Genomic DNA, 25,535 nt, shown 5'->3' on the forward strand with positions numbered 1-25,535 from the left:
CCAATTCCAAGACTACGCCTGTACGCGGGCCACGGAAGAATGGGCCCATGGCCGACCTCGATGCCCTGCGCCTCCGTTTCGTCCGTGCGCTGGAAGCAGCCCGCGCCCCCGGCGGCGGCCCCGATCCCGTGCCGTACGCCGACAATCTGCTCGCCCGCTGGCAGGAGCCGCAGCGCCGGTACCACACGGTGGCCCACCTCACCGCGGTCCTGGACCACATCGACGTACTGGAGAAGTACGCCGCAGACCCCGACGTCGTACGCCTGGCCGCCTGGTTCCACGACGCCGTCTACCTCCCGGAGCGGTCCGAGAACGAGGAGCGGTCGGCGCGGCTCGCAGAGCGCGCTCTGCCGGAGGCCGGCGTGCCGGACGCCAGGACGGCCGAGGTGGCCCGGCTGGTCCGGCTCACCGCCACGCACGACCCGGCCGACGACGACCACGACGGCCAGGTCCTGTGCGACGCCGACCTCGCGATCCTGGCCGCGCCCCCGTCGGCGTACGCCGGCTACACCGCCCAGGTGCGCGAGGAGTACCACTTCGTGCCGAACGACGCCTTCAGGGAGGGACGTTCGGCGATTCTGCGCCAACTCCTCGGACTCCCCCGGCTGTTCCACACCCCGTACGGCCAGGAGCACTGGGAGTCCACCGCCCGCTACAACCTCGCCTCCGAGCTGGAAATGCTGTCGACCTGAGGGGTTCGGCCCCATAGGGTTCGCCCCATGCGAGCGATGAACGGGGACGATGTCACCGAGGCCGTGGCGGGCTGCACGGCGGCACTGCGGGCGGCGGTGGACCGGGACTGGAAGGCCGTACGGGCCGGGCGGCTGGAGTGGGACTGCCACGCCACCGCCGTGCATGTCGCCGACGACCTGATCGCCTACGCCGCCAACCTGGCCGGACGCGCGCAGGACGCCTATGTCCCCTTCGAGCTCACCCTCGACGAGGGCACCGACAACGCGGGCCTGCTGCACGTGATCGAGACGACCGGCGCCCTGCTCGCCGCCGCCGTCCGCACCGCCGCGCCCGGCGTACGGGGCTTCCACCCCTACCCCTTCCGCAGCGCCGACGCCGAGGGCTTCGCCGCGATGGGCATCGCCGAGGTGCTGCTGCACACGCATGACATGGCCGAGGGGCTGGGGATCCCCTACGAGCCGCCGGCCGAGCTCGTCGCATCGCTCCTTGCCTGCCTCTTCCCGCACGTCCAGCCCGGCACCGCCCCGTGGCCGACCCTGCTGTGGGCCACCGGCCGCGGCGCGCTGCCCGGCCGCGCCCCGGTCACCGCGTGGCGCTGGTACAACAACCTGGTCATCCCGGGCGAGCGGGTCACCCTGACCGGCATCCGCCCGGCCACCGCCCACGATCTGCGCCTCGGCGGCGACGGCGGCTTCACCTGGCTCGACGGCGGCCCGTACGAGGGCACCCGGGAGGCCGCCTCCTTCCTGGTGAAGGCGTACGAAGCCGGAGTGCACCGGCCGGAGTTCGGGGTCTTCGTGCTCGTACGGCACGAGGACGGCCGCGCGATCGGCGGCATGGGCTTCCACAGCGTCCCGGACGAGGACGGCCGGGTGGAGATCGGCTACGACCTGGTCGAGGGTGTCCGGGGGCAGGGGTACGCCACCGAGGCGCTGCGCACGCTCGCGGAGTGGGCGCTGGCCCGCGACGACGTCAGTTCCCTGTTCGCGACCGTCGAGCGGGACAACACGGCCTCGCAGGCGGTGGTCACTCGGGTCGGGTTCGCGCAGGTCAGCGACGAGGGTGACGAACTCGCCTACGAACTGCGCCGCTGAACGAGCCCCTTGGGCCTGCGCAGCCCCGACTCCCGCAGCAGCCGTACCACCTCGCGGCTGCTGACCTCCATCGCCCCGGCGGCCACCGCCTCCGCGTACCGGTGCGAGGGAACGTCGTAGTGGTCGCGCTCGAAGGCACGCCTCGGCACGCCGAGCTTCTCGGCGAACGCGTGGAGTTCGTCGTACGACACATCGCTGACCAGGTGCGACCACATACGGCCGTGTCCGGGCCAGGCGGGCGGGTCGATGTACAGCGTCACGGACGCCTCATGAGGACGACATCCCGCCCGTGGCCGAGCCCAGGGAGCCCACGGCCGCGACCTTCACGCCCACCTTGTGGCACACCCAGTGCGGGTCGGGACCCAGCTCGGGCTCCACGTCCAGCGCGTGCGGGTCGCCGGTGCGGCACACCGGGCACAGCGGCCAGCGGCCGTACCGGTCCAGCAGCGCGTCCTGCACGTCCTGGGCGATCAGCCCGGCCACAAAGGTCGCACCGTCCGGCCACTGCTCCACCCACCAGCGGCGCTCCGCGACGGAGTCCTCGACCAGCGACACCACGTCCGCCTCCGCGACCTCGCCTGCGACCAGATCGGCGAGCACGAGGGCTCGGGCGGCGTGCAGCGCCTGTTCAAGGGGACCGATGAGCTCCATAACACCCATTGTGCGCACTCTTGACCCCGACGCCGAACCGAAAATATCTTTCATCCGTGACCCAGGACGTGAAGGAAATTTTCGGCAGTCCGGGCGGTTCCCTCGCCGCCAAGGTGCGTACCCTCGCCCCGTCCATGACCCGCTCCATGCAGCGCGTCGCGGAGGCCGTCGCGAGCGACCCGGCCGGCTGCGCCGCCCTCACGGTCACCGGCCTCGCCGAGCTCACCGGCACCAGCGAGGCCACGGTCGTGCGCACCGCCCGCCTCCTCGGCTACCCCGGCTACCGCGATCTGCGCCTCGCCCTCGCCGGGCTCGCCGCACAGCAGCAGTCGGGCCGCGCGCCCGCGATCACGACCGACATCGCGGTGGACGACCCCATCGCCGACGTCGTCACCAAGCTCGCCTACGAGGAGCAGCAGACCCTCGCCGACACCGCCGCCGGACTCGACACCGTCCAGCTCGCCGCCGCGGTGAGCGCACTGGCCGGCGCCCGGCGCACCGACGTGTACGGCATAGGGGCGTCCGGGCTCGTCGCCCAGGACCTCACCCAGAAGCTGCTCCGCATAGGCCTCATAGCCCACGCCCACAGCGATCCGCACCTCGCCGTGACCAACGCGGTGCAGCTCCGCTCGGGTGACGTGGCGATGGCGATCACCCATTCCGGCTCGACGGGGGACGTCATCGAGCCGCTGCGGGTCGCCTTCGAGCGCGGGGCCACGACCGTGGCCATCACCGGCCGGCCGGACTCGCCGGTCACCCAGTACGCCGACCACGTCCTGACCACGTCCACCTCACGGGAGAGCGAACTGCGACCCGCCGCGATGTCCTCGCGGACCAGTCAACTGCTCGTGGTGGACTGCCTGTTCGTGGGAGTGGCCCAGCGTACGTACGAGACGGCGGCACCCGCGCTGGCCGCGTCGTACGAGGCACTGGCTCACCGGCATCGCACCAGCGGCAGGTGAGCGACACCCCGGGTGCTGCGGTGAGCGACACCCGGGCGAGTGGCACCCCGGGTGCTCCGGTCAGTGACACCCGGGTGAGCGACACCCCGGGTACTCCGGTGAGCGAGACCCGGGCGAGCGACACCCCGGGTGCTCCGGTCAGTGACACCCGGGTGAGCGACACCCGGGGTACTCCGGTGAGTGAGACCCGGGTGAGTAACACCCCGGGTACTCCGGTGAGCGAGACCCGGGTGAGCGACAGGACGCACGACGGCACCCAGACCTGAGAGAGCCACCCCCCATGACCTCCCATGACCTGCATCAGCAGTTGGCTTCCCTGACCACCGAAGCCTTCCGGCCCGAGCTCGCCGGGATCGACCGCCTGCCCACCCTCGACATCGCCCGCCTGATGAACGGTGAGGACGCGGGCGTGCCCGCGGCCGTGGCGACGCAGTTGCCCCGGATCGCCGCCGCCATCGACGCCGTCGCCGAGCGCATGGCGCGCGGCGGACGGCTGATCTACGCCGGCGCCGGCACGGCCGGCCGGCTCGGCGTCCTGGACGCCTCCGAGTGCCCGCCCACCTTCAACACCGACCCCGCGCAGGTTGTCGGCCTGATCGCGGGCGGCCCGGAGGCGATGGTGACCTCCGTCGAGGGCGCCGAGGACTCCGGGGAACTCGCCCGCCGGGACCTGGACGCACTCGAGCTCACTCTCGACGACACCGTTGTCGGCATCTCCGCCTCCGGCCGCACCCCCTACGCGGTCGGCGCCGTCGAGCACGCCCGCTCCCTGGGCGCGCTGACCGTCGGCCTGGCCTGCAACGAGCACAGCGCGCTCGCGGCGGCGGCCGAGTACGGCATCGAGGTCGTCGTCGGCCCCGAACTGATCACCGGCTCCACCCGTCTGAAGGCGGGCACGGCCCAGAAGCTGGTCCTCAACATGCTCTCGACGATCACGATGATCCGGCTCGGCAAGACCTACGGGAACCTGATGGTCGACGTCCGCGCCTCCAACGACAAACTCCGCGCCCGCTCCCGCCGGATCGTCTCCCTGGCCACGGGCGCGTCCGACGACGAGATCGAGAAGGCCCTCACCGAGTCCGGCGGCGAGGTGAAGAACGCGATTCTCTCCCTCCTCGCCGGCGTCGACGCCCCGACGGCCGCCCGCCTGCTGAAGGAGTCCGGCGGCCATCTGCGCGCCGCGCTGCCAAACGCGGCACGCTGACCTGCACGTTCGGGGCGCGTGCAACGACCCCGCCTCCGCCGCGACCGCCATCGGCTGGACGGCCGGCTACGCGCTCGACACGGTCGGCTTCGCGGCGACATACCTCTTCGGCTGCCCCGCGGGCACCGGTGGGGGCACGGGCGTGAGGCCTGGGTGCGGCCACGGGCGTTGACACCGGGGGTGGGGAGATGGCGCTGAGGCCGGGGTGGGGGGCATCGGCGTGACGCCCGGGTGGGGGGACTGGCGTTGACGCCCGGGTGGGGGGCCAGCGTAGACGCCCGGGTGGGGGCACCGGCGGTCACGCTCGGGTGGGGGGAGGACTGGCGTTGACGCCCGGGTGGGGGCACCGGCGGTCACGCTCGGGTGGGGGGAGGACTGGCGTTGACGCCCGGGTGGGGGCACCGGCGTGACGCCCGGGTGGGGCAGGTCGTTCCTTCGGGCATGATGAAGAAGCTCCTGGTCACCGCCGTCCTTACGGCGACCGCCGCGGCCCTGGCCGCCCCCGCCCACGCCGACGGCCGCGAGTTCGGCTCCGACTCCGGGGCCAACGCCGACGCCGCGAGGTGTGTCGAGAACCTCGCCGTCATTCCTGCGTTCAGTCAGGTCTCCCCGCTGTCGCTGGCGACCGGCGCCCTCGCCGCCGCACCCGCTTGCGGAGCGCAGAGCGCCCTCGACCACGTCACCGGCTGACGTCCCAGCGCGGGCCCGCAGCGGCCTGCCGGATCGCCGGGGGCACTGAAACGGTGAAGGACGTTGACCAGCCGACTCGGCGACTTGCCTTCAGCTCTTCTCCCAAGTGGCCGTTGGGCCACTGAACAGCGCCGGGCCCGAAGACCGCCGTTCTCGTACCCTTGGCTGACATGAATCACGCCCAGCTCGCCGCCCTGGGAAGGGCGCTCCGGTTGCTCGGGGAGCACGGGGAGGCGCTGACCTCCGACACCCCGGACGCCCGGCTGCACGAGATCAAGGCCGACATGCGCCGGGCGCTCGATCTGCTGGACGAGAGTGTCACCGGCAACGCGCCGGCCACCCGTTGCCCCGAGCACCCGCAGGGCCCCGTCGACGAGAGCGCGCCCGATCTGTGTCTGCTCTGTGAGACCCGGCGCCGGGCCGCCCGGCGGTCGGAGTTCCAGGGCGGGAGGAGCGGACCCGCCCCCGTCGCCACCGCGCCCTCCCGTTACGGCGTCCGCGCCGACCGGCCCCAGCCGCAGCAGCGCTGGCTGCCGGAGGCCTGGAACGGGCAGGAGTGGCAGTTGTGCGGAACGCCGCGGAGGGACCGGCGCGAGGCGGAGGCGTATCTCGCCGCTCAGCGGCGCGGATCGCGGCCCGCCATGGCCTACCGGCTCGTGCACGAGTTCACCGACTACGAGGTGCTGCGGGTGTGGGGCACCCCCGTGCACGTCGACATCGAGCCCATGGGCAACCTGTAGGCCCGCGCCGGGGAGTTTCAGCTGAGCGTCTTCACCGCCGCCGCGTCGTACGGCGTCAGCTCGTCGAAGCGGTCGGAGAGCACCTTGGCCGCCCACTCCGGGTCCTGGAGCAGCGCGCGGCCCACGGCGACCATGTCGAACTCGTCGGCCTCCAGGCGGTCGAGGAGGTTGTCGATGCCCTTGACCGGGGCGCCCGCGCCCTGGAAGGCGTTGATGAAGTCGCCGTCGAGGCCGACCGAGCCGACGGTGATGACCTGCTTGCCGGTGAGCTTCTTCGTCCAGCCGGCCAGGTTCAGGTCCGAGCCGTCGAACTCCGGGAGCCAGTAGCGGCGGGTGGAGGCGTGGAAGACGTCGACGCCGGCCGCTGCCAGGGGGGTGAGGATCGCCTCCAGCTCCTCGGGGGTCTCGGCGAGGCGGGCGGTGTAGTCCTGCTGCTTCCACTGCGAGTAGCGGAAGATGACCGGGAACTCCGGGGAGACCCGCTCGCGGACCGCCGCGACGATCTCCGCCGCGAACGTGGCGCGGGCCACCGGGTCGCCGCCGTAGGCGTCCGTACGGCGGTTGGTGCCCTCCCACAGGAACTGGTCGACGAGGTAGCCGTGGGCGCCGTGGATCTCCACGCCGTCGAAGCCGATCCGCTCGGCGTCCGCGGCCGCCTGGGCGAACGCGGCGATGACTTCGTCCAGGTCCGCTTGCGTCATCGCCTTGCCGGTGGGCTCGGCGCCCGCCGTGACCAGGCCGGAGGGGCCCATGGCCGGTGCGTCCGGGTAGGGCGCGTCGCCCTGCTTGCGGACCATGCCGATGTGCCACAGCTGCGGGACGATCGTGCCGCCCGCCGCGTGCACGTCCTCGGCGACCTTCGCCCAGCCAGCGAGCTGCTCCTCCCCGTGGAAACGGGGCACGCGGTCGCTCTGCCCCGCCGACTCGTGGCCCACGTACGTGCCCTCGGTGACGATGAGGCCGACCCCGGCCGCGGCCCGGCGGGAGTAGTACGAGCGCACGTCCTCGCCGGGGACGCCGCCCGGGGAGAACATGCGGGTCATCGGCGCCATCACGATCCGGTTCGGAACGGTGAGACCGTTGAGCGCGATCGGGCGGGACAGGATCTGGGCCGCGCGGGAGGCGGGCGTCGTGGCGGTCACGTGGGGGACTCCTCGTGAATGGTGGTGTTAACCGGTCGGTATGTGAGCACGCATTGTTGCAGCTTCTTAAGTAATCGCCTATGCGCTGTCCCACATTCCGGCCGCGAGAGAGCCCTTACGTGACGCCGGTCACACTCTCTCGGTGGTTCGGCCGCTTTCGCCGGTCACCTCAGGCGCCCCCACAACTGGGTCGCCGTCTGTTCCGTGAACTCCGTCGGTGAAGGGGACGTCGGCAGCTGCGCAGGCACCACCGTGTCCTTCTTCGTGCCGGGCTTGTCGGCGAAGAGTGCGACGGTCAGGGTGAGCCGGGCGTCGTAGGCGACGGTCCACACCGTGCGGCGGGTGACGCCGCCGCCCGCGCCCGCCGTGAACAGGTGCGCCGGAGGGCCGGCGGCCGGGGTCGCCCGGAACCCGCCGCCCTGGACCGGTATGGCCGCCTGCTCGGGCAGGACCCGGTGGCGGTCGGGGTGCGCGGACCAGACGGTCCGGCCGTCGCGGGTGATGCGGGCGACGGTGTACGGCGCGGCGTACATGCCGTCGGCCGCGACCGCCGCGTACGCCGACGTGAGCTTCAGCGGTGTGGGCGCGGCCGTCTTCGGCAACCCGGTGAGCGGCGCGCCGAACCGCATCCCGGCCAGCGGCGTCAGCGCCGAGCCCGCCTCCACCGCCCCGCTCACCGCGTCGTTGAAGGGCTGCCGGGCGTAGTCCGACCCCCCGTACAGCACCCGCACCGCACCATCACCGGGGTCCATGCCCACGACGGCGGTGTGGAGCCGTACCCCCTTGCCGGCCTTCTGCCCCTTGGCCAGTTCCGCCGTGGCGTCCTGCAGGGTGAGGTCGAAGGTGGTGCGCACGGTGTAGCCGCCGCGCGCCAGCTCGTCCTCGGTGATGCCGAGCCGGTCGGCGGCCTCCTTCGCCGCGACGTCGATCAGGTACTGCCGCTGCCCGTCCGTGGCCCCCGGCGGATAGAAGCGGAACGCCGGGAAACGTGCCGCGGCCCGCTGCTTCGCCGTGATGTCGCCGCTCGCCGCCATCGCGTCCAGCACCCACTGCCAGCGGCGTTGGAGCGTCGCCGTCACCTTCGGGTCCGAGCCGGCCTTCTCGTAGTAGGAGGGGAGGTTGATGATGGCGGCCAGGGCCGCGCCCTGCGAGACGGTGAGGTTCTTGGTGTCGACGTCGAAGTAGTTGCGCGCCGCCGACTGGATGCCGGCGGCGCCCCGGCCGAAGTACACGGTGTTGAGGTAGCCCTCGAGGATCTCGTCCTTGGAGCGGGTGCGGTCCAGCTTGACCGCGATCAGCGCCTCGCGTGCCTTGCGTGACAGCGTCTGCTCGGGGCTGAGCAGCGCGTTCTTGACGTACTGCTGGGTGATGGTGGAACCGCCCTGCCGTTCGCCGCCGGTCAGCGCCGCGGCGACGGCACGGACCAGGGCCTTCGGGGAGACTCCGGAGTCGGTGCGGAAGGAACGGTTCTCCGCGGCGATCACCGCGTCCTGCACATACCGCGGCACCTGCGACAGCGGTACGTCCTGACGGTCGACCGGACCCCGGCGGCCCAGATAGTCGCCCTTCTCGTCGAGGAAGACCGTGCTCTGGACGACGGTGTCCGGGTGCGGCTCGGGAATGACGGTGAGCTTGTAGGCGACGAGGACCGCCCCGCACAGCAGGGCCAGCATGAGCAGGAAGGCGACCAGCAGCCGGCGCGCGATACGGCCCCGGTTGCGGCGCAGACGGACGCGGAGCGGGATGCGGCGCGAACTCCCGGGTGAGGCGGCCTGCTTGGGCTTCCGCTCGGGTTCCTTCTCGGGCACCCGAGCGGGTTCCTTCTCGGGTTCCTCCGTGAGCTCCGGGGTCATGCCCGCCACCAATCGCTCCGCAGCCGTGCCACGACGGCGCCCGCGGCGTCGTACACCCTGACCCCTTCGGTGTTCTTCTCCATGCCCTCGGCGAAGAACACCTTGGTGTCCCGCACGGACAGCGACGTGCTCGCGTACCAGACGCCCCACCCGGGGCTGCCCGCCAGGGTGAGCACCTGGGCGGCGACCTCGCCGTGGCCGGTGTTCAGCGCGACGCGTCCCGGGTCCCCGGTGACGCCGTAGTACAGGCCGGACAGGACGTACCTGCCCTTCGCCATCTCCGCCTGCATGGACACCCCGGGCCTGTGGCGTGGGTAGGCGTCCAACCCGCGGAACTCGTCGGGCTGTTCCGGCGTCGACCAGTGCCCGCCGTCCGCGGTCAGCCACGTCTGCACGCCGGGCGCCACCTCCACCCGCTCGCCCGGCGCCACGATCCGCACGGAACCGCCGGACCGCCCCGCCGCCGCGCCGGACGACGCACCGGCGCCGGCCCCGCCGATCCGGCCGGCGGCGAAGAGCGATCCCGGCACGAGCACCGCGGCACAGCAGACCGCGACCACCGCGACACGACGGCGTCGCACCACCCGCCCTCGCGCCCGCACCGTCTCCAGCGGAAGCGGTGCGGCAGGCACGTCGGCGGCGACCGCGGCGTACGTCTCGCGCAGCCGCCGGGCATCACCCCCGTGCGCCTTCAGACCCCGCCCGGCGATGTGGCGCACCGCACCCCCGGAGGTCCCGAGCAACTGGGCGATCTGCTTGTCGGTCAGGCCCTCCCAGTACCGCAACACGAGTACGGCCCGCTGCCGAACACCCCGCCGCCCGCGCGACCACCGCCCCCGCAGCGCGGTCCGCACGAGGAGCCGCCGTACATGAAAGTCCACGTCGTTGCGGGGGACGCGACGCCAGGAGGCGTGGACCCGGATCAGCGTTCTGAGCGCCAGATCCCGCGCGGCGGGCAGATCGTCGGTGAGCAACCGTGCGGTGACGACGAGTTGGGGCCAGCGGGTGCGCGCGTACGCGGCGAAGTCATGTGGGATCCCGGCGCCCGTCCGCATCGTCTTCTCCTTGGGTCGCGTGTGTTTCGATGTACGCCACGTGTGGCCTACGGGACCTGTACGCACGGCGGGGGCGGGCGGGTTGCACGGGAATCGAGAGACTCCGGCGGAGGGCATGACCGAGGACGAGTTCGACGCTTTCTACGCGGCCGCCTTCCCCCGCCTGACCGGGCAGCTCTACGCCTTCACCGGAGACCACGGCGAGGCCCAGGACGTGGTGCAGGAGGCGTTCGTACGCGCCTGGGACCGGCGGAAGTCCTTCCTGGCCGACAGCGCCCCCGAGGCCTGGATCCGCACGGTCGCCGTACGGCTGGCCGTCAGCCGCTGGCGGCGGGCCAGGCGCTGGCTGGAACTGGTACGACGGCACGCCCCGCCCGAGTCGACGCCGGGGCCCGGCCCCGAACACACCGCGCTGGTGGCCGCGTTGCGCCAATTGCCCCAGGCGCAGCGGTTGGCGATCGTCCTGCACCATCTGTGCGACCTGAGTGTGGAGCAGGTAGCCTCCGAGACCGGCGCGCCCGTGGGCACGGTCAAGGCCCGGCTGTCCCGGGGCCGGGCGGCACTGGCGAAGCAGCTGGGCACGGACGAGACGGATGAGCCGGTACGGAAGGAGGGCGGCCGTGTCGGATGACCTCACCTCGGACGGACTGGGCTCCTCGCTGCGCGAGCTGGCCACCGCGGGCGAGACCCCGCCGCCCGTCGCCGCCCCCGAGATCCGGCGCCGCGCCGTCCGCCGGGGCCGCCGCCGTCGTACGGCCCTCGCCGTCGGCGCGGGCGCCGCGACGCTCGCTCTGGCGGCATTCGCCCTGACGCTGAACGCGGGCGGCTCCCCCGCCCACCGCCAGGCCCCGGCCGCCTCTCCCCGCCTCCCGTCCCCGTCCGCCTCATCCCCCGTCGCGACCCCGGTCACCGGCACGGTGAACTTCGCGAAGCGGACCGTGAGCGTCGACGGCCGGGCCCTGCCCATCACCTCGGGCCGCCTGTCCCCCGTCTCCGCCGGCCTGCTGACCGTCTCCGCGAAACTGGACCTCGAACGGGACTCGGTCGGCGAACTCACCAAGGACGCCTGCAAAGCGGCGGAACCCTACGTGGTCGAACTCCGCGGCGCCGACAGGTCCAGCCTCTACGTCGGCTCGCTCGCCTGCACGCCCCGTGGCGGCACCTGGATCGGGCTCGACACGAAGGACGCCCTGTGGCTCTACAACAGGCTGGAGCCGGGCGACACGCTGTCGGTGGCGATCGCGCCGCGGACCTAGGCCCTGTCGTCAAACTCCAGCCGTCCGCCCGAAGGGCGGGCCCTGCGGCGTCAGGTGCGTGCTCTCGGCGTGCCGGACCCTGGCCCTCGTACTGGATGTACTTGGGCCTGGGTCCGGTGCGGCGAGAGTGCGTGCATGGCGTCGCGGGGCAGGCGGGAGTTTGACGACAGGGCCTAGCCCGCCACTACGCCGACCGGTCCCGGTGAACGCCCGAGGGCGGCACCCCCAGCCAGAAGCTGGACGTGCCGCCCTCGGTCTCAAGGACAGGCGATCAACCGTCAGGTCGATCAGAAGTCCATGTCACCGCCCGGCATGCCGCCACCGGCCGGCGCGGCGGCCTTCTCCGGCTTGTCGGCGATGACGGCCTCGGTGGTGAGGAACAGCGCGGCGATGGAGGCGGCGTTCTGCAGCGCGGAACGGGTCACCTTCGCCGGGTCGATGATGCCCTCGGCGACCAGGTCGACGTACTCGCCGGTCGCGGCGTTCAGGCCGTGGCCCGGGGTCAGGTTGCGCACCTTCTCCACCACGACACCGCCCTCGAGGCCGGCGTTGACGGCGATCTGCTTCAGCGGGGCCTCGAGCGCGATGCGCACGGCGTTGGCGCCGGTCGCCTCGTCACCCTCGAGCTCCAGCTTCTCGAAGACCTGGGAGGCCTGCAGCAGGGCCACGCCGCCACCGGCGACGATGCCCTCCTCGACGGCGGCCTTCGCGTTGCGGACGGCGTCCTCGATGCGGTGCTTGCGCTCCTTGAGCTCCACCTCGGTGGCGGCACCGGCCTTGATGACCGCGACACCGCCGGCGAGCTTCGCCAGGCGCTCCTGCAGCTTCTCGCGGTCGTAGTCCGAGTCGCTGTTCTCGATCTCGGCGCGGATCTGGTTGACGCGGCCGTTGACCTGCTCCGAGGAGCCGGCACCGTCGACGATGGTGGTCTCGTCCTTGGTGATGACGACCTTGCGGGCGCGGCCCAGGAGGTCCAGGGTCGCGTTCTCCAGCTTGAGGCCGACCTCCTCGGAGATGACCTCGCCACCGGTGAGGATGGCGATGTCGCCGAGCATGGCCTTGCGGCGGTCACCGAAGCCCGGGGCCTTGACGGCGACGGACTTGAAGGTGCCGCGGATCTTGTTGACGACCAGGGTCGACAGGGCCTCGCCCTCGACGTCCTCGGCGATGATCAGCAGCGGCTTGCCCGACTGCATGACCTTCTCCAGGAGCGGGAGCAGGTCCTTGACGGAGCCGATCTTGGAGTTGGCGATGAGGATGTACGGGTCCTCGAGCGACGCCTCCATGCGCTCCATGTCGGTCGCGAAGTAGGCGGAGATGTAGCCCTTGTCGAAGCGCATGCCCTCGGTGAGCTCGAGCTCAAGGCCGAAGGTGTTGCTCTCCTCGACGGTGATGACGCCTTCCTTGCCGACCTTGTCCATGGCCTCGGCGATCAGCTCGCCGATCTGGGTGTCGGCGGCGGAGATGGACGCGGTGGAGGCGATCTGCTCCTTGGTCTCGACGTCCTTCGCCTGCTCCAGCAGGGCGGCGGAGACGGCCTCGACGGCCTTCTCGATACCGCGCTTCAGAGCCATCGGGTTGGCGCCGGCGGCGACGTTGCGCAGGCCTTCCTTGACCAGGGCCTGGGCGAGCACGGTCGCGGTGGTCGTACCGTCACCGGCGACGTCGTCCGTCTTCTTGGCGACTTCCTTGACCAGCTCGGCGCCGATCTTCTCGTACGGGTCCTCGAGCTCGATCTCCTTGGCGATGGAGACACCATCGTTGGTGATCGTGGGGGCGCCCCACTTCTTCTCGAGGACGACGTTGCGACCCTTGGGGCCGAGCGTCACCTTGACGGCGTCCGCGAGCTGGTTCATGCCGCGCTCGAGGCCGCGCCGCGCCTCCTCGTCGAACGCGATGATCTTGGCCATGTGAAGTGGTCCCTCCAGGACTGGGGGTGATTCCTTCGGACCGCGCCCGCGCCCGCGACGGACGGCTCGCCGGCCTGTGGTTCCTTGCCCCACTTGGCCTGCGGGCCTCACCGACCCGGTCCATCTTTGTCACTCTCACCTTCAGAGTGCTAACGCCAATGATTAGCACTCGGCATGGTCGAGTGCAAGCGCCTACGGGGTACGGCGTCCCCGCCGGCCGCCCGCGAACACGGGCACCCGGGGCATGACACACGGGCGCCCCGGGCATGGCGAAGGGCCCGCACCCCGAGCGAGGTGCGGGCCCTTCGAAGATGAACGAAGAACGTCGCTGACAGTCGACGCGTGCTTCAGCTGGTCGCCAGCCGGACCATGTCCGCCTGCGGGCCCTTCTGACCCTGCGAGATCTCGAAGTCGACCCGCTGCCCCTCTTCCAGGGTGCGGTAACCGTCCATCTGAATCGCGCTGTAGTGGACGAAAACATCCGCACCACCGTCGACCGCGATGAAGCCGTACCCCTTCTCCGCGTTGAACCACTTGACGGTGCCCTGAGCCATGCCTAACTCCCCTATTACTGGCCCTTGCACAGATCCACACTTCGCGGACCCGGGTCAGACCTCGCCCCCCATCGGTTCGGGGGCGTGCGCCGGAACGCGTCGACCGCGGCTGAATGTATCTGTCCAACTGCCGTCTGCAACAGGTCAATCGGACGAGAATTCTGGACGGGAACGGTCCGGAATGTGCGGAAAATTCACCAGACTTCAGGGCAAGTCCGGCCCCACAAACCGCCACAAAAGCCGCATAAAACCCGCGCACTTTGGCTACTTCTTATCGGGCGTGCGGAACGAATACAGGGCTCCCGACCGGTCGCACCGGGAGCGCGTTCCCCAACTCTACCGCGCTCAATCACACAGAATTGCCTCCTCCGCTTCTCTCACGGAGGAGGCAATTCGATGAACAATGCGTAACCGAAGTTACCTACGGTAACGGTCAGCCGCCGGCGACGGCCGGGATGATCGAGACGCCGGCGCCTTCCGGGGTCGCCGTCTCCAGGCCCTGCTCGAAGCGGACGTCGTCGTCGTTGACGTAGACATTGACGAACCGGCGCAGCTTGCCCTGGTCGTCCAGGACGCGCGCGGCGATCCCGGTGTGGTTCTTCTCCAGGTCGGCGATGACCTCGGCGAGAGTCGCGCCCTCGGCGGCCACTTCGGCCTGACCGCCGGTGTAGGTGCGCAGGATGGTGGGGATGCGGACAGTGACACTCATGTAAGACCTCCGGTCAGGTAGGCGCCCCAAAGGGGCGCGGGGAACTGCGCGACCAGCCCCCGCGGCCCGCAGACGAAAAACGACTTACGCGAGACCAGCGTCCCGGAACGACTCAAGGTTGGGACGGATGGTCGCGGTGAGTCCTGTACCGGCCACCGCGTCCAGCGTCTTCAGGCCGTCGCCGGTGTTGAGGACCACCGTGGTCTTCGTCGGGTCCAGGACGCCGTCCTTGAGCAGCTTGCGGGCGACACCGACGGTCACGCCGCCCGCCGTCTCCGCGAAGATGCCCTCGGTGCGGGCCAGCAGCTTGATGGCGTCGACGACTTCCTCGTCCGTCACGTCCTCCACGGCACCCCCGGTGCGGCGGGCGATGTCCAGGACGTACGGCCCGTCGGCCGGGTTGCCGATGGCGAGGGACTTGGCGATGGTGTTCGGCTTCTGGGGCCGTACGACGTCGTGTCCTGCCTTGAAGGCGGTCGACACCGGCGAGCAGCCCTCGGCCTGCGCACCGAAGATCTTGTACGGCTTGTCCTCGACCAGACCCAGCTTGATCAGCTCCTGCAGACCCTTGTCGATCTTCGTGAGCTGGGAGCCGGAGGCGATCGGGACCACGATCTGGTCGGGCAGCCGCCAGCCGAGCTGCTCGCAGATCTCGTACGCGAGGGTCTTGGAGCCCTCCGCGTAGTACGGCCGCAGGTTGACGTTGACGAAGCCCCAGCCCTCGCCGGCCGGGTCGCCGATCAGCTCGGAGCAGAAGCGGTTCACGTCGTCGTAGTTGCCCTCGATGCCGACCAGGTCGCCGCCGTAGATCGCGGCCATGACGACCTTGCCCTGCTCCAGGTCGTGCGGGATGAACACGCAGGAGCGGAAGCCGGCCCGGGCGGCGGCGGCACCCACCGCACCGGCCAGGTTGCCGGTGGAGGAGCAGGACAGGGTGGTGAAGCCGAAGGCGCGGGCTGCCTCCAGGGCCTGGGCGACCACGCGGTCCTTGAAGGAGTGGGTCGGGTTGCCGGAGTCGTCCTTCACGTACAGGCCGCCGGTGACGCCGAGCTCACGCGCGAGGTTGTCGGCCTTGACCAGCTTGGTCCAGCCCGGGTTCAGGTTCGGCTTGTCGGCCACGTCGGCCGGCACCGGCAGCAGCGGCGCGTACCGCCAAATGTTCGCGGGGCCGGCCTCGATGCGGCGGCGCAGCTCTTCGGTGTCGTAGGCGGAGAAGTCGTAGGCGATCTCCAGCGGGCCGAAACACTCCTCGCAGGCGAACACCGGGCCGAGGGAGACGCGGTGACCGCACTCGCGACAGCTCAGGGCCGCGGCGGGACCGAGGTCGACGGTGGAATCGGTGGAGCTTGCAACTGTCTGCACAGCCATGGAGGCGAGGCCCTTTCTCCTCATCTTCCTCACGACGCATCTCGCCGTGAGACGGATTTGGCACCTTCCCTAGCCGGGAGCCTCGCTGGAGAACGAGTACCGACTGGAGGGTTGCCGGGGCTTCATCGGGCCGTGTCCCTCTGCCCCTCTGGATGAGCGGTATGCGGTTGTTTTGCGCACCTTGACCCCCGACATGCGATGGTCATCGGCGTTGTTCAAGACTGTAACCGAAGGCCAGGACAGTTGAGATAGTCGTCCGAACCGCGAGATGGATCACACGGTGCAGCCCGTGCGATCACGAACAGTGAGGAGCCCCAGACCGTGCTGGAAGAAGTCGAGCGCTGGCTGGCCACCCGCTCCTGGTCCGTGGCCGATCGCCCGCTCCACCGGATCCTGGCCGCCAAGCAGCGCACCGGCCAGACGATCAGCGTCGTACTGCCCGCGCTCAACGAGGAGGAGACGGTCGGCGACATCGTCGCCATCATCCGCCACGACCTCGTCGAGCAGGTCCCGCTCGTCGACGAGATCGTGGTGGTCGACTCCGGCTCCACCGACCGCACCTCCGAGGTCGCCGCCGCCGCGGGCGCGCGGGTCGTTCACCGGGACGAGATCCTGCCCCGCATCCCCGCCGTCCCCGGAAAGGGTGAGGTGCTGTGGCGCTCGCTGCTGGTGACCAGCGGGGACATCGTCTGTTTCATCGACGCGGACTTGAGGGAGTTCTCCTCCGACTTCGTCTCCGGCATCGTCGGCCCGCTGCTCACCGAGCCCGGGGTGGACCTGGTCAAGGGCATGTACGACCGTCCGCTCGCCGGGACGGCCGGTCAGGGCGGCCGGGTCACCGAGCTGATGGCCCGCCCGCTGCTGAACATGCACTGGCCGCAGCTGGCCGGCTTCGTGCAGCCGCTGGGCGGCGAGTACGCGGCCCGGCGCTCGCTGCTGGAACAGCTGCCGTTCCCGGTCGGGTACGGCGTGGAGCTGGGCATGCTGGTGGACGCCCTGCACCTGGTGGGGCTGGACGCGCTGGCCCAGGTGGACGTGGGGGTGCGCAAGCACCGCCACCAGGACGGACAGGCCCTCGGCCGGATGGCCGCCGCGATCTACCGCACGGCCCAGCTCCGGCTGGCCCGGGGCCATCTGATCCGCCCCTCCCTCACCCAGTTCGATCGTGGCGAGGACGGCTTCGAACCGCGCACCTACTCGGTGGACACCGAGGAACGGCCGCCGATGGTGGAGATCGCCGAGTACGCCGAGCGCCGGGTGGCGTGAAACCGGCAGCCGCGGTCGTATACGGCGGCGTGCCGGGCGTGTGCGTACGTTTGAGCGTTTCCGGGCCGGGCTAGGTTGAGGACCATGGCTTCCACGCGGGGTGCTGAGGTGCTGGTCGCGTCCAATCGCGGCCCCGTTTCGTACGAACTGCGCGAGGACGGCTCGCTGCACGCCAGGCGCGGCGGCGGCGGGCTGGTGTCGGGGCTGTCTGCCATCGGGCCGAACGCCGGCGCGGTGTGGGTGTGCGCCGCGTTGAGCGACGCGGACCGGGAGGCCGTACGGCGTTCCCACGGCGGGCGCCGGCTCTCCGTCGAGGCGACCGGCGGGCAACTGGTGCGGATGCTCGACATCGACGCGACGGTGCACACGGACGCCTACAACGGCATCGCCAACTCGGTGCTCTGGTTCGTCCACCACATGCTGTACCAGACCCCGCTGGAGCCGGTCTTCGACGCGGAGTTCCGGCGACAGTGGGCGTCGTACGAGGCCTACAACCGGGCGTTCGCCGAGGCCCTGGCCGAGGAGGCGGCCGAGGGAGCGGCGGTGCTGGTCCAGGACTACCACCTGTGTCTGGTGCCCGGGATGCTCCGCGAGCTGCGCCCCGACCTGCGGATCGGGCACTTCTCGCACACGCCGTGGGCGCCGCCGGAGTACTTCCGGCTGCTGCCCGACGACATCGCCGCCGAGCTGCTGCACGGCATCCTGGGCGCGGACCGGGCGGCGTTCCTGACCAGGCGCTGGGCGGACGCGTTCACGGAGTGCTGCCACGAGGTACTGGGACCCGGGGCCCCGGCCGTGCGGGTCGGGGTGCACGGGCTCGGAGCGGACGCCGACTTCCTGCGCAAGCGGGCCCATGAGCCCGATGTGGACGAGCGGATGGCGGCGCTGCGCGAGCAGATCGGTGCAGGCCGCAGGACCATCGTGCGCGTCGACCGCACCGAGCTGTCCAAGAACATCGTGCGCGGCCTGCTGGCGTACCGGCAGCTGCTGGACGATCACCCCGAGTGGCGTGAGCGGGTGGTGCATGTCGCGTTCGCGTATCCGTCGCGGCAGGACCTCGCCGTGTACCGGGACTACACGGCCGAGGTGCGGCGGGTGGCCGAGGAGATCAACTCGACCTACGGCACGCCCGGTTGGACGCCGGTCGTCCTCCACGTCAAGGACGACTTCGCCCGTTCCCTGGCCGCGTACCGGCTTGCCGACGTGGCGCTGGTCAACCCGATCCGGGACGGCATGAACCTGGTCGCCAAGGAGGTGCCGGTCGTCTCCGACGAGGGCTGCGCGCTGGTGCTGTCGCGGGAGGCGGGGGCGTACGAGGAGCTGGGCGCCGACGCGCTCGTGGTGAACCCGTACGACATCGGGGGCACGGCCGACGCGTTGCACGCCGCGCTGAGCATGCCGGCGGGCGAGCGGGCGGAGCGGTCGAAGCGGCTGGCCGCGGCCGCGACCGCGTTGCCGCCCGCCCAGTGGTTCCTTCAGCAGCTGGAGGCGCTGGAGGAGCTTCAGTCCAGCTGAGCGGCGAGGGTCCGCAGCAGGTGCACGACACCGGCCGGGCCGTCGACCACCACGTCGGCGCGTTCCGCCAGTTCCGTGACCTCCGTGCTGCCGCTGCAGACCAGCAGGCCGGGGACGCCGTCGGCGCGCAGTTCGTCGACGGCGGCGAAGGCGGGGAGGTCGCCGAGGTCGTCGCCGGCGTAGAGGACGGACTCGGCGCCGGTCCTGCGGACGTGGTCGGCGAGGGCCACGCCCTTGTCCATGCCCGGCGGGCGCAGTTCCAGGACGAGGCGGCCGGGTTCGACGATCAGCCCGTGACGGGCGGCGAGGTCGGCCAGGGGGCCGCGCAGGGCGTCGAACGCGGCCTGCGGGTCGTCGGCGCGGCGGGTGTGCACCGCGACCGCGCGGCCCTTCTCCTCGATCCAGGTGCCGTGCCAGGCGCCGGCGCGGTCCAGCACGCCCGGCAGCTCGGCGCGGGCCGCCGCGACGCCGGGGTGCGGGGGCGGGGCGGTGACCGTGCCGGTGACCGCGTCCCAGCGTTCGGCGCCGTAGTGGCCGAGGACGGTCAGGTGCTCCAGGCCGGGGACGCCGGCGAAGCCGCCGTGGCGGACCGCGACGCCGGCGGGGCGGCCGGTGATCACGGCGACGGAGGCGACCTTGGGAGCCAGGGCCGCCAGTGCGGGTACGGCGTCGGGGTGGGCGCGGGCCTGCTCGGGGTCGGCGACGATGGGGGCCAGCGTGCCGTCGAAGTCCAGGCCGACAGTCGCGGCGCTCGGCTTGGCGAGGAGCGCGGCGAGTCCGTCCCGGCCGGGCTGGGTCTGCGGGGTCGGCAGAGGGTCCATACCGCGACACTATCCAGGCTCGGCCGGACTCACTCCTGGGCTGCGCGGACGGCTCCGCCACCGCGCCCCGTTTCGCCCACCCGCCGGGCCAGGCAAGACCGTGCGCGAGTGCGGGGTACGTCGTGGCTGGTCGCGCACTTCCCCGCGCCCCTTCGGGGCGCCCACCGCCCCGGCTCAGCGCTCTGCTCTCCGCGCCTCCCTCACCCGGCGCAGGCGGTTCACCGTCACCGGGTCCGCCGCCAGTGCCCGCTCGTCGTCCAGCAGCGCGTTCAGGAGCTGGTAGTAGCGGACCGGGGACAGGCCCAGTTCCTCGCGTATCGCGCGCTCCTTCGCGCCGGGGCCGGAAAAGCCCCGGCGCTCCAGCGCGAGGATGGCTTGTTCGCGGGGCGGCAGGTCCATGGGAGTCACGGTAGTCGTGGGGACTGACAGCGCGCGCTCAGTTCTTGGCGCTGCTGTCCGCCGCCGTCGCCGTCGCCTGGAGGCGGGTCAGGACGCCGGCGGGGTCGCCGCCGGGGGCGACGGCCTGGCCGATGTCCTGCTTCACGGCCGCGCTGACCGACGCCCAGGAGGTCTTGCCGACGGGGTACAGCTCGGAGGTGGGCAGCTGGTCCAGGAAGGGGTGCAGGGCCTTGTCGGGCGCGGAGTCCGACGCGCTCATGGCGTTGGACGCGGAGCCCGTGACCGGGAGCAGGCCGTACTCGCGGGAGAAGGCCAGGACGTTCTTCTCGGTGTAGACGAAGTCGAGGAAGTCGCCTGTCTGGTCGCGGTGCCCGTTCTGCTTGAAGGCCATCATCCAGTCGGCCACGCCCATCGAGGCCCGGGACGTGCCGGTGCGCCCCGGCATCGGCACCATGCCGAACTTCACCCCCTTCTTCTCGGCCTGCTGGATCAGCGTGGGATGCCCGTTGAGCATGCCGACCTGGCCGTCGGCGAAGGCGGCGAAGGCGGTCGCGCGGTTGAGCTTGCCGGGCGCGACCGGCCCGGTCAGTCCCTTGTCGACCAGGTCGTCCTTGAGCCAGGTGAAGGTCTGGACGTTCGGCCCGGAGTCGATGGTGTAGGTGCCGATGTCGTCGGTGTAGCCGCTGCCGCCGTTGTTGCCGCTGCTGCCGCTGCTGCCGCTGAGCAGCCACTGCATGGTCTCCGCCTGGGCCTCCTCGGGGCCGAGCGGCAGCGCGAAGGGGTACTTCACGCCCTTGTCCCTGAGCGCCTTGGCGTCGGCGGCCAGCTCGTCCCAGGTCGTGGGCGGGGTGATGCCTGCCTTGGCGAACAGGGTCTTGTTGTAGAAGAGCACGCGCGTGGAGGCGGCGAACGGGATGCCGTACTGCGTGTGGTTCCACTGCCCGGCGTCGGAGAGCTGGGAGAGGAAGTCGGCCTGGGTCCGGATGGAGAGCAGGTCGGAGGCCGGGTAGAGCTTGCCGGCGGCCGCGTAGTCGGCGTAGGCGCCGATCTGGGCCAGGTCGGGGGCGTGGCCGGCGGCGACCATGTCCTTGACCTTGGCGTCGACGTCGTTCCAGGAGTACACGCTGACGTCGATCTTCACACCGGGATGCTTGGACTCGTACTCCTTGGCCAGGGTGTCCCAGTACTTCTGGGAGCTGTCGGCGGCGGAGTCGCCGTAGTCGGCGGCGACGAGTCTCAAGGTGACGTCGGAGGAGCCCGTGCTCCCGCAGCCGCCGAGGACCGCCGTCATGCCCAGTGCGGACACCACCGCGATCGTTCCTGCCGTACGCCGACGCACCCTCAAAGCCCCAACCCTGCTGTCTGACCGTTCAACATATGGACAGATAAGGTCTACACCACGTGAGTGGACTAGACCTCTCGCGGGTCGGAGGGCCACACTAGGGCCGTGGTGAGACATGTCATCGCCCTGGACGTGGGCGGTACCGGGATGAAGGCCGCCCTCGTCGGCGACGACGGCGAGCTGCTCCACCGCGCCCGCCGCGCCACCGGACGCGAGCGCGGACCGGACGCGGTGGTCAGGGCGATCCTCGACTTCGCCGCCGACCTGCACGCGTACGGCGCCGAGCACTACGGCGAGGCCCCGGTCGCCGCCGGTATCGCGGTCCCCGGCATCGTCGACGAGGAGCGGGGCATCGCCGCCTACGCGGCCAACCTCGGCTGGCGGGACGTACCGCTGCGCGCGCTGCTCGGCGAACGGCTCGGCATCCCCGTCGCCCTCGGCCACGACGTGCGCACCGGCGGCCTGGCCGAGGGCCGGATCGGCGCGGGCAAGGGCGCCGACCGATTCCTGTTCGTGCCGCTCGGCACCGGGATCGCGGGCGCCATCGGCATCGACGGCCGGGTGGAGGCGGGCGCGCACGGCTTCGCGGGCGAGATCGGGCACGTGGTCGTACGCCCCGGCGGGACCCCTTGCCCCTGCGGGCAGCACGGCTGCCTGGAGCGGTACGCCTCCGCGTCCGCCGTCAGCGAGGCCTGGGCGGCGGCCTGCGGGGACCCGGACGCGGACGCCGCGGATTGCGCCAAAGCCGTCGCGTCCGGCGACCCGAACGCCGTTCGGGTCTGGCAGGAGGCGGTCGACGCGCTCGCCGACGGCCTGGTCACCGCGCTCACCCTGCTGGACCCGCGCACCCTGATCATCGGTGGCGGTCTCGCCGAGGCGGGGGAAGTGTTGTTCCAGCCACTGCGGGACGCCGTGCGGCGACGAGTCACCTTCCAGAAGCTGCCGGCCATTGTCCCGGCCGCCCTCGGGGACACGGCCGGCTGCCTGGGCGCGGGCCTGCTCGCCCGCGATCTCCTCGACACCGGCGGCCCCGTCCGTACCGACCCCGACCCCGACTCCACCGACCCCTCGGAGGTAACTGCCTGATGGCTCCCAGCTTGGTTCTCGCAGGTGCTCGGGTGGTGCTGCCCAGCGGGGTCCTGGACGACGGGCGTGTGGTCGTCGCGGGTACGAAGATCGCCGCTACCGCTCCCGGGAACGCCGAGGTGATCGACGTGACCGGCCACTGGCTGGTACCGGGGTTCGTGGACATCCACAACCACGGTGGCGGCGGTGCGTCCTTCTCCGGTACCGCCGAGCAGATCCTCACCGCGATCCGCACGCACCGCCTGCACGGCACCACCACCCTGGTGGCCTCCACCGTCACCGACGAGATGGACCTGCTGGTCCGCCAGGCCGGGCTGCTGAGCGAGCTGGCCGAGCAGGGCGAGATCGCCGGCATCCACTTCGAGGGGCCGTTCATCTCGCCGTGCCGCAAGGGCGCGCACTCGGAGGAACTGCTGCGCGACCCGGACCCGGCCGAGGTCCGCAAGCTGATCGACGCGGCGCGCGGCAAGGCGAAGATGGTGACCCTCGCGGCCGAGCTGCCGGGCGGCATCGAGTCCGTACGCCTCCTCGCCGAGCACGGCGTGATCGCCGCCGTCGGTCACACGGACGCCACGTACGAGCAGACGGTCGAGGCCATCGACGCGGGCGCCACGGTCGCCACGCACCTGTTCAATGCGATGCCCACCCTCGGCCACCGATCCCCCGGCCCGATCGCGGCCCTGCTGGAGGACGAGCGGGTCACGGTCGAGCTGATCAACGACGGCACCCACCTCCACCCGGCCGCACTGGAGCTGGCCTTCCACCGCGCGGGGGCGGACCGGGTCGCGTTCATCACGGACGCGATGGACGCGGCCGGCATCGGCGACGGCCGATACATGCTCGGCCCGCTGGAGGTCGAGGTCAGCGAGGGCGTGGCCCGGCTGGTGGAGGGCGGCTCGATCGCGGGCTCCACGCTCACCCTGGACCGCGCGTTCAAGCGGGCGGTGACCGTCGACAGGCTGTCCGTCGAGGACGCCGTACAGGCCCTGTCCGTCACCCCGGCCCGTCTCCTGGGCCTCTCGGACCGCATCGGCTCGCTGGAGCCGGGCAAGGACGCCGACCTGCTGGTGCTGGACGCGGACTTCGGCCTCAAGGGCGTGATGCGGCGGGGCGAGTGGGTGGTGATCCCGCCCCAACTGGCCTGATCTGCCCGTCTTTTCCGTGGACGGCGGCCGACTCGTGACTGGGCCGGCCGCCGTCTGTTTGGCATGATCGTGCCCCGGAAACCGATGACAGGCGCGATGCCGGGCGCAAGGGACTTCGAGGGAGGCCGGCCGGGGTGATCCTCACGGTCACGCTGAACACCGCTCTCGACCTGACCTATCGCGTCCGGTCACTGCGCCCGCACGCCTCGCACCGGGTGTCGGAGGTCATCGAACGGCCCGGCGGCAAGGGCGTGAACGTGGCGCGGGTGCTGGCCGCGCTGGGCCACGAGGTGACGGTCACGGGGTTCGCGGGCGGCGGCACGGGCCGGGCGATACGCGAACGGCTGGCCGACGTGCCGGGGCTGACGGACGCGCTGCTCCCGGTCGCCGGGGCGACCCGCCGCACGGTCGCGATCGTCGACGAACTCTCCGGCGACACGACCCAGTTGAACGAGCCGGGCCCGCAGATAGCACCGACCGAGTGGGGCGCCTTCCTCGACCGCTACGAGGAGCTGCTGGCCGGCACCTCGGCGGTGGCCCTGTGCGGCAGCCTGCCGCCGGGGGTACCGGTGGGGGCGTACGCCAACCTCGTCCGCGCCGCACGCTCTGCCGGCGTCCCGGTGCTCCTCGACACCAGCGGCGAACCACTGCGCCGCGGCGTGGCCGCCCGCCCGGACCTCATCAAACCCAACGCCGGCGAACTGGCCGAACTCACCGGCTCCCACGAGCCGTTGCGCGCCACCCAGGACGCGCGGCGCCGCGGTGCCCAGGCGGTGGTCGCCTCCCTCGGCCCGAAGGGCCTCCTGGCCGTCACCCCCGAGGGCCGCTGGCGCGCCACTCCACCGACCCTGGTACACGGCAACCCGACGGGCGCGGGCGACTCGGCGGTGGCGGGCCTGCTGTCGGGGCTCGTCGAGCAGCTCCCGTGGCCGGACCGCCTGAGCCGAGCGGTCGCCCTGTCGGCGGCGACCGTCCAGGCCCCGGCCGCCGGCGAGCTCGACCCCGCCGTGTACGAGGAGTTGCGGGGGCGGGTGGCGGTGACCGGGGTGGTCAGCGCGGCTTAGCCACTCCGCGTGTGCTGGCCCTGCTGGAGCCACAGCTGGTCGATCAGCGCGTTGCACTGGTCGCCGGGCTGGCAGGAGATGGTGATCGTGTTGGAGCCCTTGTTCAGGGTGGGCCACACGTAGGTCGTGGTCCAGCCGTTGGCGTAGTCGCCGTCCTTGGCGTGCGCGTAGTTGTGCAGCGACAGCCCGGTGGCGAACGGCTTGCCGTTGATGCTGACCGTCATCTTCTGGTCCGGACCGGCCACGCTGAAGTGCGTGAACAGGGTGTAGACGCCGTCCGAGGGGACGTTGGCGACGGTCCAGGTGATCGAGGCGCCGACCGTGTTCAGGCCACCCACGTAGCTGCCGTCGGAGCTCTGGGCGCCCTTGACGTCCGAGGCCTTCGCCGCGCCGCCGGCCAGCTGAATGCCGCTGGCGGCCGCGTCGGTCTTCAGCTCACCGCTCCCCGCCGAGTTGCTGCCCGACGGGCTCGGGTTCTGGCTCTGGGACTGGGTCGGGGTGCCGCCCGCCTGGTTGTGGGTCTTGTTGTCGTCGTTGCCGTTGAGCATCGCCACGCCGATGCCGATCACGACCGCGGCGACCACCGCGATCGCGCCGATCAGCAGGCCCCTGGTGTTCGGGCCGCGGCGGCCCGGTGCGGGCGGGGCGGAGCGGGGGGTGCTGGGCGGGGCGCCGCCGGGGAGGGTCTCGGGGGCCTGGTAGTAGGCGTTCGGCTGGGCGTAGGTGCCCTGCTGCTGCGGCACCCCCTGGCCGTAGGTCGCCTGCTGCTGGCCGTACTGGCGCTCGCCGACCGCGCGCACCCTGCTGACCGAGTTCGGGTAGCCGTAACCGCCGGACGGCGGCTGGGCGCCTCTGGCCTGGCCGTCGGCGTACAGATAGCCGAACGGGTCGTCGTCCTCGGGCGTGCTCGGGCCGTTTTCGCCGGGCGTCATCCCTAGGTCTCCTCAGCAGGTGCGGGTGGATGCGGTACAGGTCTGGAAAGGCGAGCCTACCCGCTCTCACCGACCCAAACGGGT

At 71.7% G+C, this 25,535-nt stretch carries 26 protein-coding genes and 1 riboswitch; of the genes, 13 read left to right on the plus strand and 13 right to left on the minus strand.

Annotation, left to right across the window (positions count from 1 at the left end; translation table 11 throughout):
* Window positions 1-47: 47 nt before the first annotated feature.
* Together SRB17_RS30505 and SRB17_RS30510 are read left to right on the plus strand one after the other, a co-directional pair.
* Complete coding sequence (locus SRB17_RS30505) at window positions 48-692, plus strand: hypothetical protein (RefSeq protein WP_153543349.1); 645 nt, start codon at window positions 48-50, stop codon at window positions 690-692.
* Between the two features lie 27 nt (window positions 693-719).
* Complete coding sequence (locus SRB17_RS30510; protein WP_153543350.1) at window positions 720-1,787, plus strand: GNAT family N-acetyltransferase; 1,068 nt, start codon at window positions 720-722, stop codon at window positions 1,785-1,787.
* Here the strand turns inward: SRB17_RS30510 and SRB17_RS30515 are convergent.
* A complete protein-coding gene (locus tag SRB17_RS30515) occupies window positions 1,769-2,047 on the minus strand; it encodes a DUF4031 domain-containing protein (RefSeq protein WP_323376466.1) in 279 nt (92 codons plus the stop codon). The two genes, SRB17_RS30510 and SRB17_RS30515, sit on opposite strands and share 19 nt — an antisense overlap.
* A 7-nt stretch (window positions 2,048-2,054) precedes the next feature.
* Window positions 2,055-2,438 carry a hypothetical protein gene (locus tag SRB17_RS30520; RefSeq protein WP_153543351.1) on the minus strand — a complete coding sequence of 128 codons (384 nt, stop codon included), beginning with the start codon at window positions 2,436-2,438 and terminating at the stop codon, window positions 2,055-2,057.
* Between the two features lie 56 nt (window positions 2,439-2,494).
* Here SRB17_RS30520 and SRB17_RS30525 point away from each other — a divergent pair, with 56 nt between their 5' ends.
* From SRB17_RS30525 to SRB17_RS30540, 4 genes are all read left to right on the plus strand, one after another.
* A complete protein-coding gene (locus tag SRB17_RS30525) occupies window positions 2,495-3,400 on the plus strand; it encodes a MurR/RpiR family transcriptional regulator (protein WP_323376467.1) in 906 nt (301 codons plus the stop codon).
* Window positions 3,401-3,680: 280 nt separating this feature from the next.
* The gene (gene murQ, locus SRB17_RS30530) at window positions 3,681-4,604 is read left to right on the plus strand and encodes an N-acetylmuramic acid 6-phosphate etherase (RefSeq protein WP_153543353.1); all 924 of its coding nucleotides are present in this window, start codon (window positions 3,681-3,683) and stop codon (window positions 4,602-4,604) included.
* A gap of 441 nt (window positions 4,605-5,045) precedes the next feature.
* Window positions 5,046-5,294 (plus strand): hypothetical protein, encoded by a 249-nt coding sequence (locus tag SRB17_RS30535; RefSeq protein WP_153543354.1) that lies wholly within the window; start codon window positions 5,046-5,048, stop codon window positions 5,292-5,294.
* A gap of 170 nt (window positions 5,295-5,464) precedes the next feature.
* A complete protein-coding gene (locus SRB17_RS30540; protein WP_153543355.1) occupies window positions 5,465-6,034 on the plus strand; it encodes a hypothetical protein in 570 nt (189 codons plus the stop codon).
* A 17-nt stretch (window positions 6,035-6,051) separates the two neighbouring features.
* On the opposite strand, the gene SRB17_RS30545 is transcribed toward SRB17_RS30540, so the two are convergent.
* The 3 genes from SRB17_RS30545 to SRB17_RS30555 form a co-directional block, all read right to left on the minus strand.
* The gene (locus SRB17_RS30545) at window positions 6,052-7,176 is read right to left on the minus strand and encodes an NADH:flavin oxidoreductase (RefSeq protein ID WP_323376468.1); all 1,125 of its coding nucleotides are present in this window, start codon (window positions 7,174-7,176) and stop codon (window positions 6,052-6,054) included.
* 164 nt (window positions 7,177-7,340) lie between these two features.
* Window positions 7,341-9,029, minus strand: coding sequence for a transglycosylase domain-containing protein (locus SRB17_RS30550; RefSeq protein ID WP_153543356.1), 1,689 nt, complete (start codon window positions 9,027-9,029; stop codon window positions 7,341-7,343).
* The gene (locus tag SRB17_RS30555) at window positions 9,026-10,084 is read right to left on the minus strand and encodes a sigma factor-like helix-turn-helix DNA-binding protein (RefSeq protein ID WP_153543357.1); all 1,059 of its coding nucleotides are present in this window, start codon (window positions 10,082-10,084) and stop codon (window positions 9,026-9,028) included. The genes SRB17_RS30550 and SRB17_RS30555 overlap by 4 nt, the downstream gene beginning before the upstream one ends.
* Window positions 10,085-10,199: 115 nt before the next feature.
* Here SRB17_RS30555 and SRB17_RS30560 point away from each other — a divergent pair, with 115 nt between their 5' ends.
* Window positions 10,200-10,715 (plus strand): SigE family RNA polymerase sigma factor, encoded by a 516-nt coding sequence (locus SRB17_RS30560; RefSeq protein ID WP_153543358.1) that lies wholly within the window; start codon window positions 10,200-10,202, stop codon window positions 10,713-10,715.
* A complete protein-coding gene (locus SRB17_RS30565) occupies window positions 10,705-11,340 on the plus strand; it encodes a hypothetical protein (protein WP_153543359.1) in 636 nt (211 codons plus the stop codon). The genes SRB17_RS30560 and SRB17_RS30565 overlap by 11 nt, the downstream gene beginning before the upstream one ends.
* 287 nt (window positions 11,341-11,627) lie before the next feature.
* On the opposite strand, the gene groL is transcribed toward SRB17_RS30565, so the two are convergent.
* The 4 genes from groL to thrC all read right to left on the minus strand — a co-directional run bounded on the left by groL (window position 11,628) and on the right by thrC (window position 15,881).
* A complete protein-coding gene (gene groL / locus SRB17_RS30570) occupies window positions 11,628-13,250 on the minus strand; it encodes a chaperonin GroEL (RefSeq protein ID WP_031170937.1) in 1,623 nt (540 codons plus the stop codon).
* A 347-nt stretch (window positions 13,251-13,597) separates the two neighbouring features.
* The gene (locus tag SRB17_RS30575) at window positions 13,598-13,804 is read right to left on the minus strand and encodes a cold-shock protein (protein WP_019057200.1); all 207 of its coding nucleotides are present in this window, start codon (window positions 13,802-13,804) and stop codon (window positions 13,598-13,600) included.
* Window positions 13,805-14,237: 433 nt separating this feature from the next.
* Window positions 14,238-14,513: a MoaD/ThiS family protein gene (locus SRB17_RS30580; protein WP_153543360.1), complete on the minus strand. Its 276-nt coding sequence runs from the start codon at window positions 14,511-14,513 to the stop codon at window positions 14,238-14,240.
* Between the two features lie 84 nt (window positions 14,514-14,597).
* Window positions 14,598-15,881 (minus strand): threonine synthase, encoded by a 1,284-nt coding sequence (gene thrC, locus SRB17_RS30585; RefSeq protein ID WP_153543361.1) that lies wholly within the window; start codon window positions 15,879-15,881, stop codon window positions 14,598-14,600.
* Window positions 15,882-15,898: 17 nt separating this feature from the next.
* Window positions 15,899-16,040: riboswitch (SAM riboswitch) on the minus strand.
* A 162-nt stretch (window positions 16,041-16,202) separates the two neighbouring features.
* Between thrC and SRB17_RS30590 the strand changes: the two genes are divergently transcribed.
* A complete protein-coding gene (locus SRB17_RS30590) occupies window positions 16,203-17,147 on the plus strand; it encodes a glucosyl-3-phosphoglycerate synthase (RefSeq protein ID WP_323376469.1) in 945 nt (314 codons plus the stop codon).
* Between the two features lie 84 nt (window positions 17,148-17,231).
* Window positions 17,232-18,662, plus strand: a complete 1,431-nt coding sequence (locus tag SRB17_RS30595) for an alpha,alpha-trehalose-phosphate synthase (UDP-forming) (RefSeq protein ID WP_153543362.1) — start codon at window positions 17,232-17,234, stop codon at window positions 18,660-18,662.
* Here the strand turns inward: SRB17_RS30595 and otsB are convergent.
* The 3 genes from otsB to SRB17_RS30610 form a co-directional block, all read right to left on the minus strand.
* Complete coding sequence (gene otsB / locus SRB17_RS30600) at window positions 18,650-19,483, minus strand: trehalose-phosphatase (RefSeq protein ID WP_153543363.1); 834 nt, start codon at window positions 19,481-19,483, stop codon at window positions 18,650-18,652. The two genes, SRB17_RS30595 and otsB, sit on opposite strands and share 13 nt — an antisense overlap.
* A 174-nt stretch (window positions 19,484-19,657) precedes the next feature.
* Window positions 19,658-19,882, minus strand: a complete 225-nt coding sequence (locus SRB17_RS30605; protein ID WP_153543364.1) for a DUF3263 domain-containing protein — start codon at window positions 19,880-19,882, stop codon at window positions 19,658-19,660.
* A gap of 37 nt (window positions 19,883-19,919) precedes the next feature.
* Window positions 19,920-21,191 (minus strand): extracellular solute-binding protein, encoded by a 1,272-nt coding sequence (locus SRB17_RS30610; protein WP_323376470.1) that lies wholly within the window; start codon window positions 21,189-21,191, stop codon window positions 19,920-19,922.
* Between the two features lie 141 nt (window positions 21,192-21,332).
* Here SRB17_RS30610 and SRB17_RS30615 point away from each other — a divergent pair, with 141 nt between their 5' ends.
* The 3 genes from SRB17_RS30615 to SRB17_RS30625 all read left to right on the plus strand — a co-directional run bounded on the left by SRB17_RS30615 (window position 21,333) and on the right by SRB17_RS30625 (window position 24,519).
* On the plus strand, window positions 21,333-22,310 hold the full coding sequence (locus SRB17_RS30615; RefSeq protein ID WP_416237104.1) for an ROK family protein: 978 nt from the start codon (window positions 21,333-21,335) through the stop codon (window positions 22,308-22,310).
* Window positions 22,310-23,455, plus strand: a complete 1,146-nt coding sequence (gene nagA, locus SRB17_RS30620; protein WP_153543365.1) for an N-acetylglucosamine-6-phosphate deacetylase — start codon at window positions 22,310-22,312, stop codon at window positions 23,453-23,455. The genes SRB17_RS30615 and nagA overlap by 1 nt, the downstream gene beginning before the upstream one ends.
* A gap of 134 nt (window positions 23,456-23,589) precedes the next feature.
* On the plus strand, window positions 23,590-24,519 hold the full coding sequence (locus SRB17_RS30625) for a 1-phosphofructokinase family hexose kinase (RefSeq protein WP_323376471.1): 930 nt from the start codon (window positions 23,590-23,592) through the stop codon (window positions 24,517-24,519).
* Here the strand turns inward: SRB17_RS30625 and SRB17_RS30630 are convergent.
* Complete coding sequence (locus tag SRB17_RS30630; protein ID WP_153543366.1) at window positions 24,516-25,451, minus strand: carbohydrate-binding protein; 936 nt, start codon at window positions 25,449-25,451, stop codon at window positions 24,516-24,518. The genes SRB17_RS30625 and SRB17_RS30630 overlap by 4 nt on opposite strands.
* Window positions 25,452-25,535 lie beyond the last annotated feature (84 nt).

It is taken from the genome of Streptomyces sp. RB17 (genome assembly GCF_009604455.1).
GTDB lineage: Bacteria > Actinomycetota > Actinomycetes > Streptomycetales > Streptomycetaceae > Streptomyces.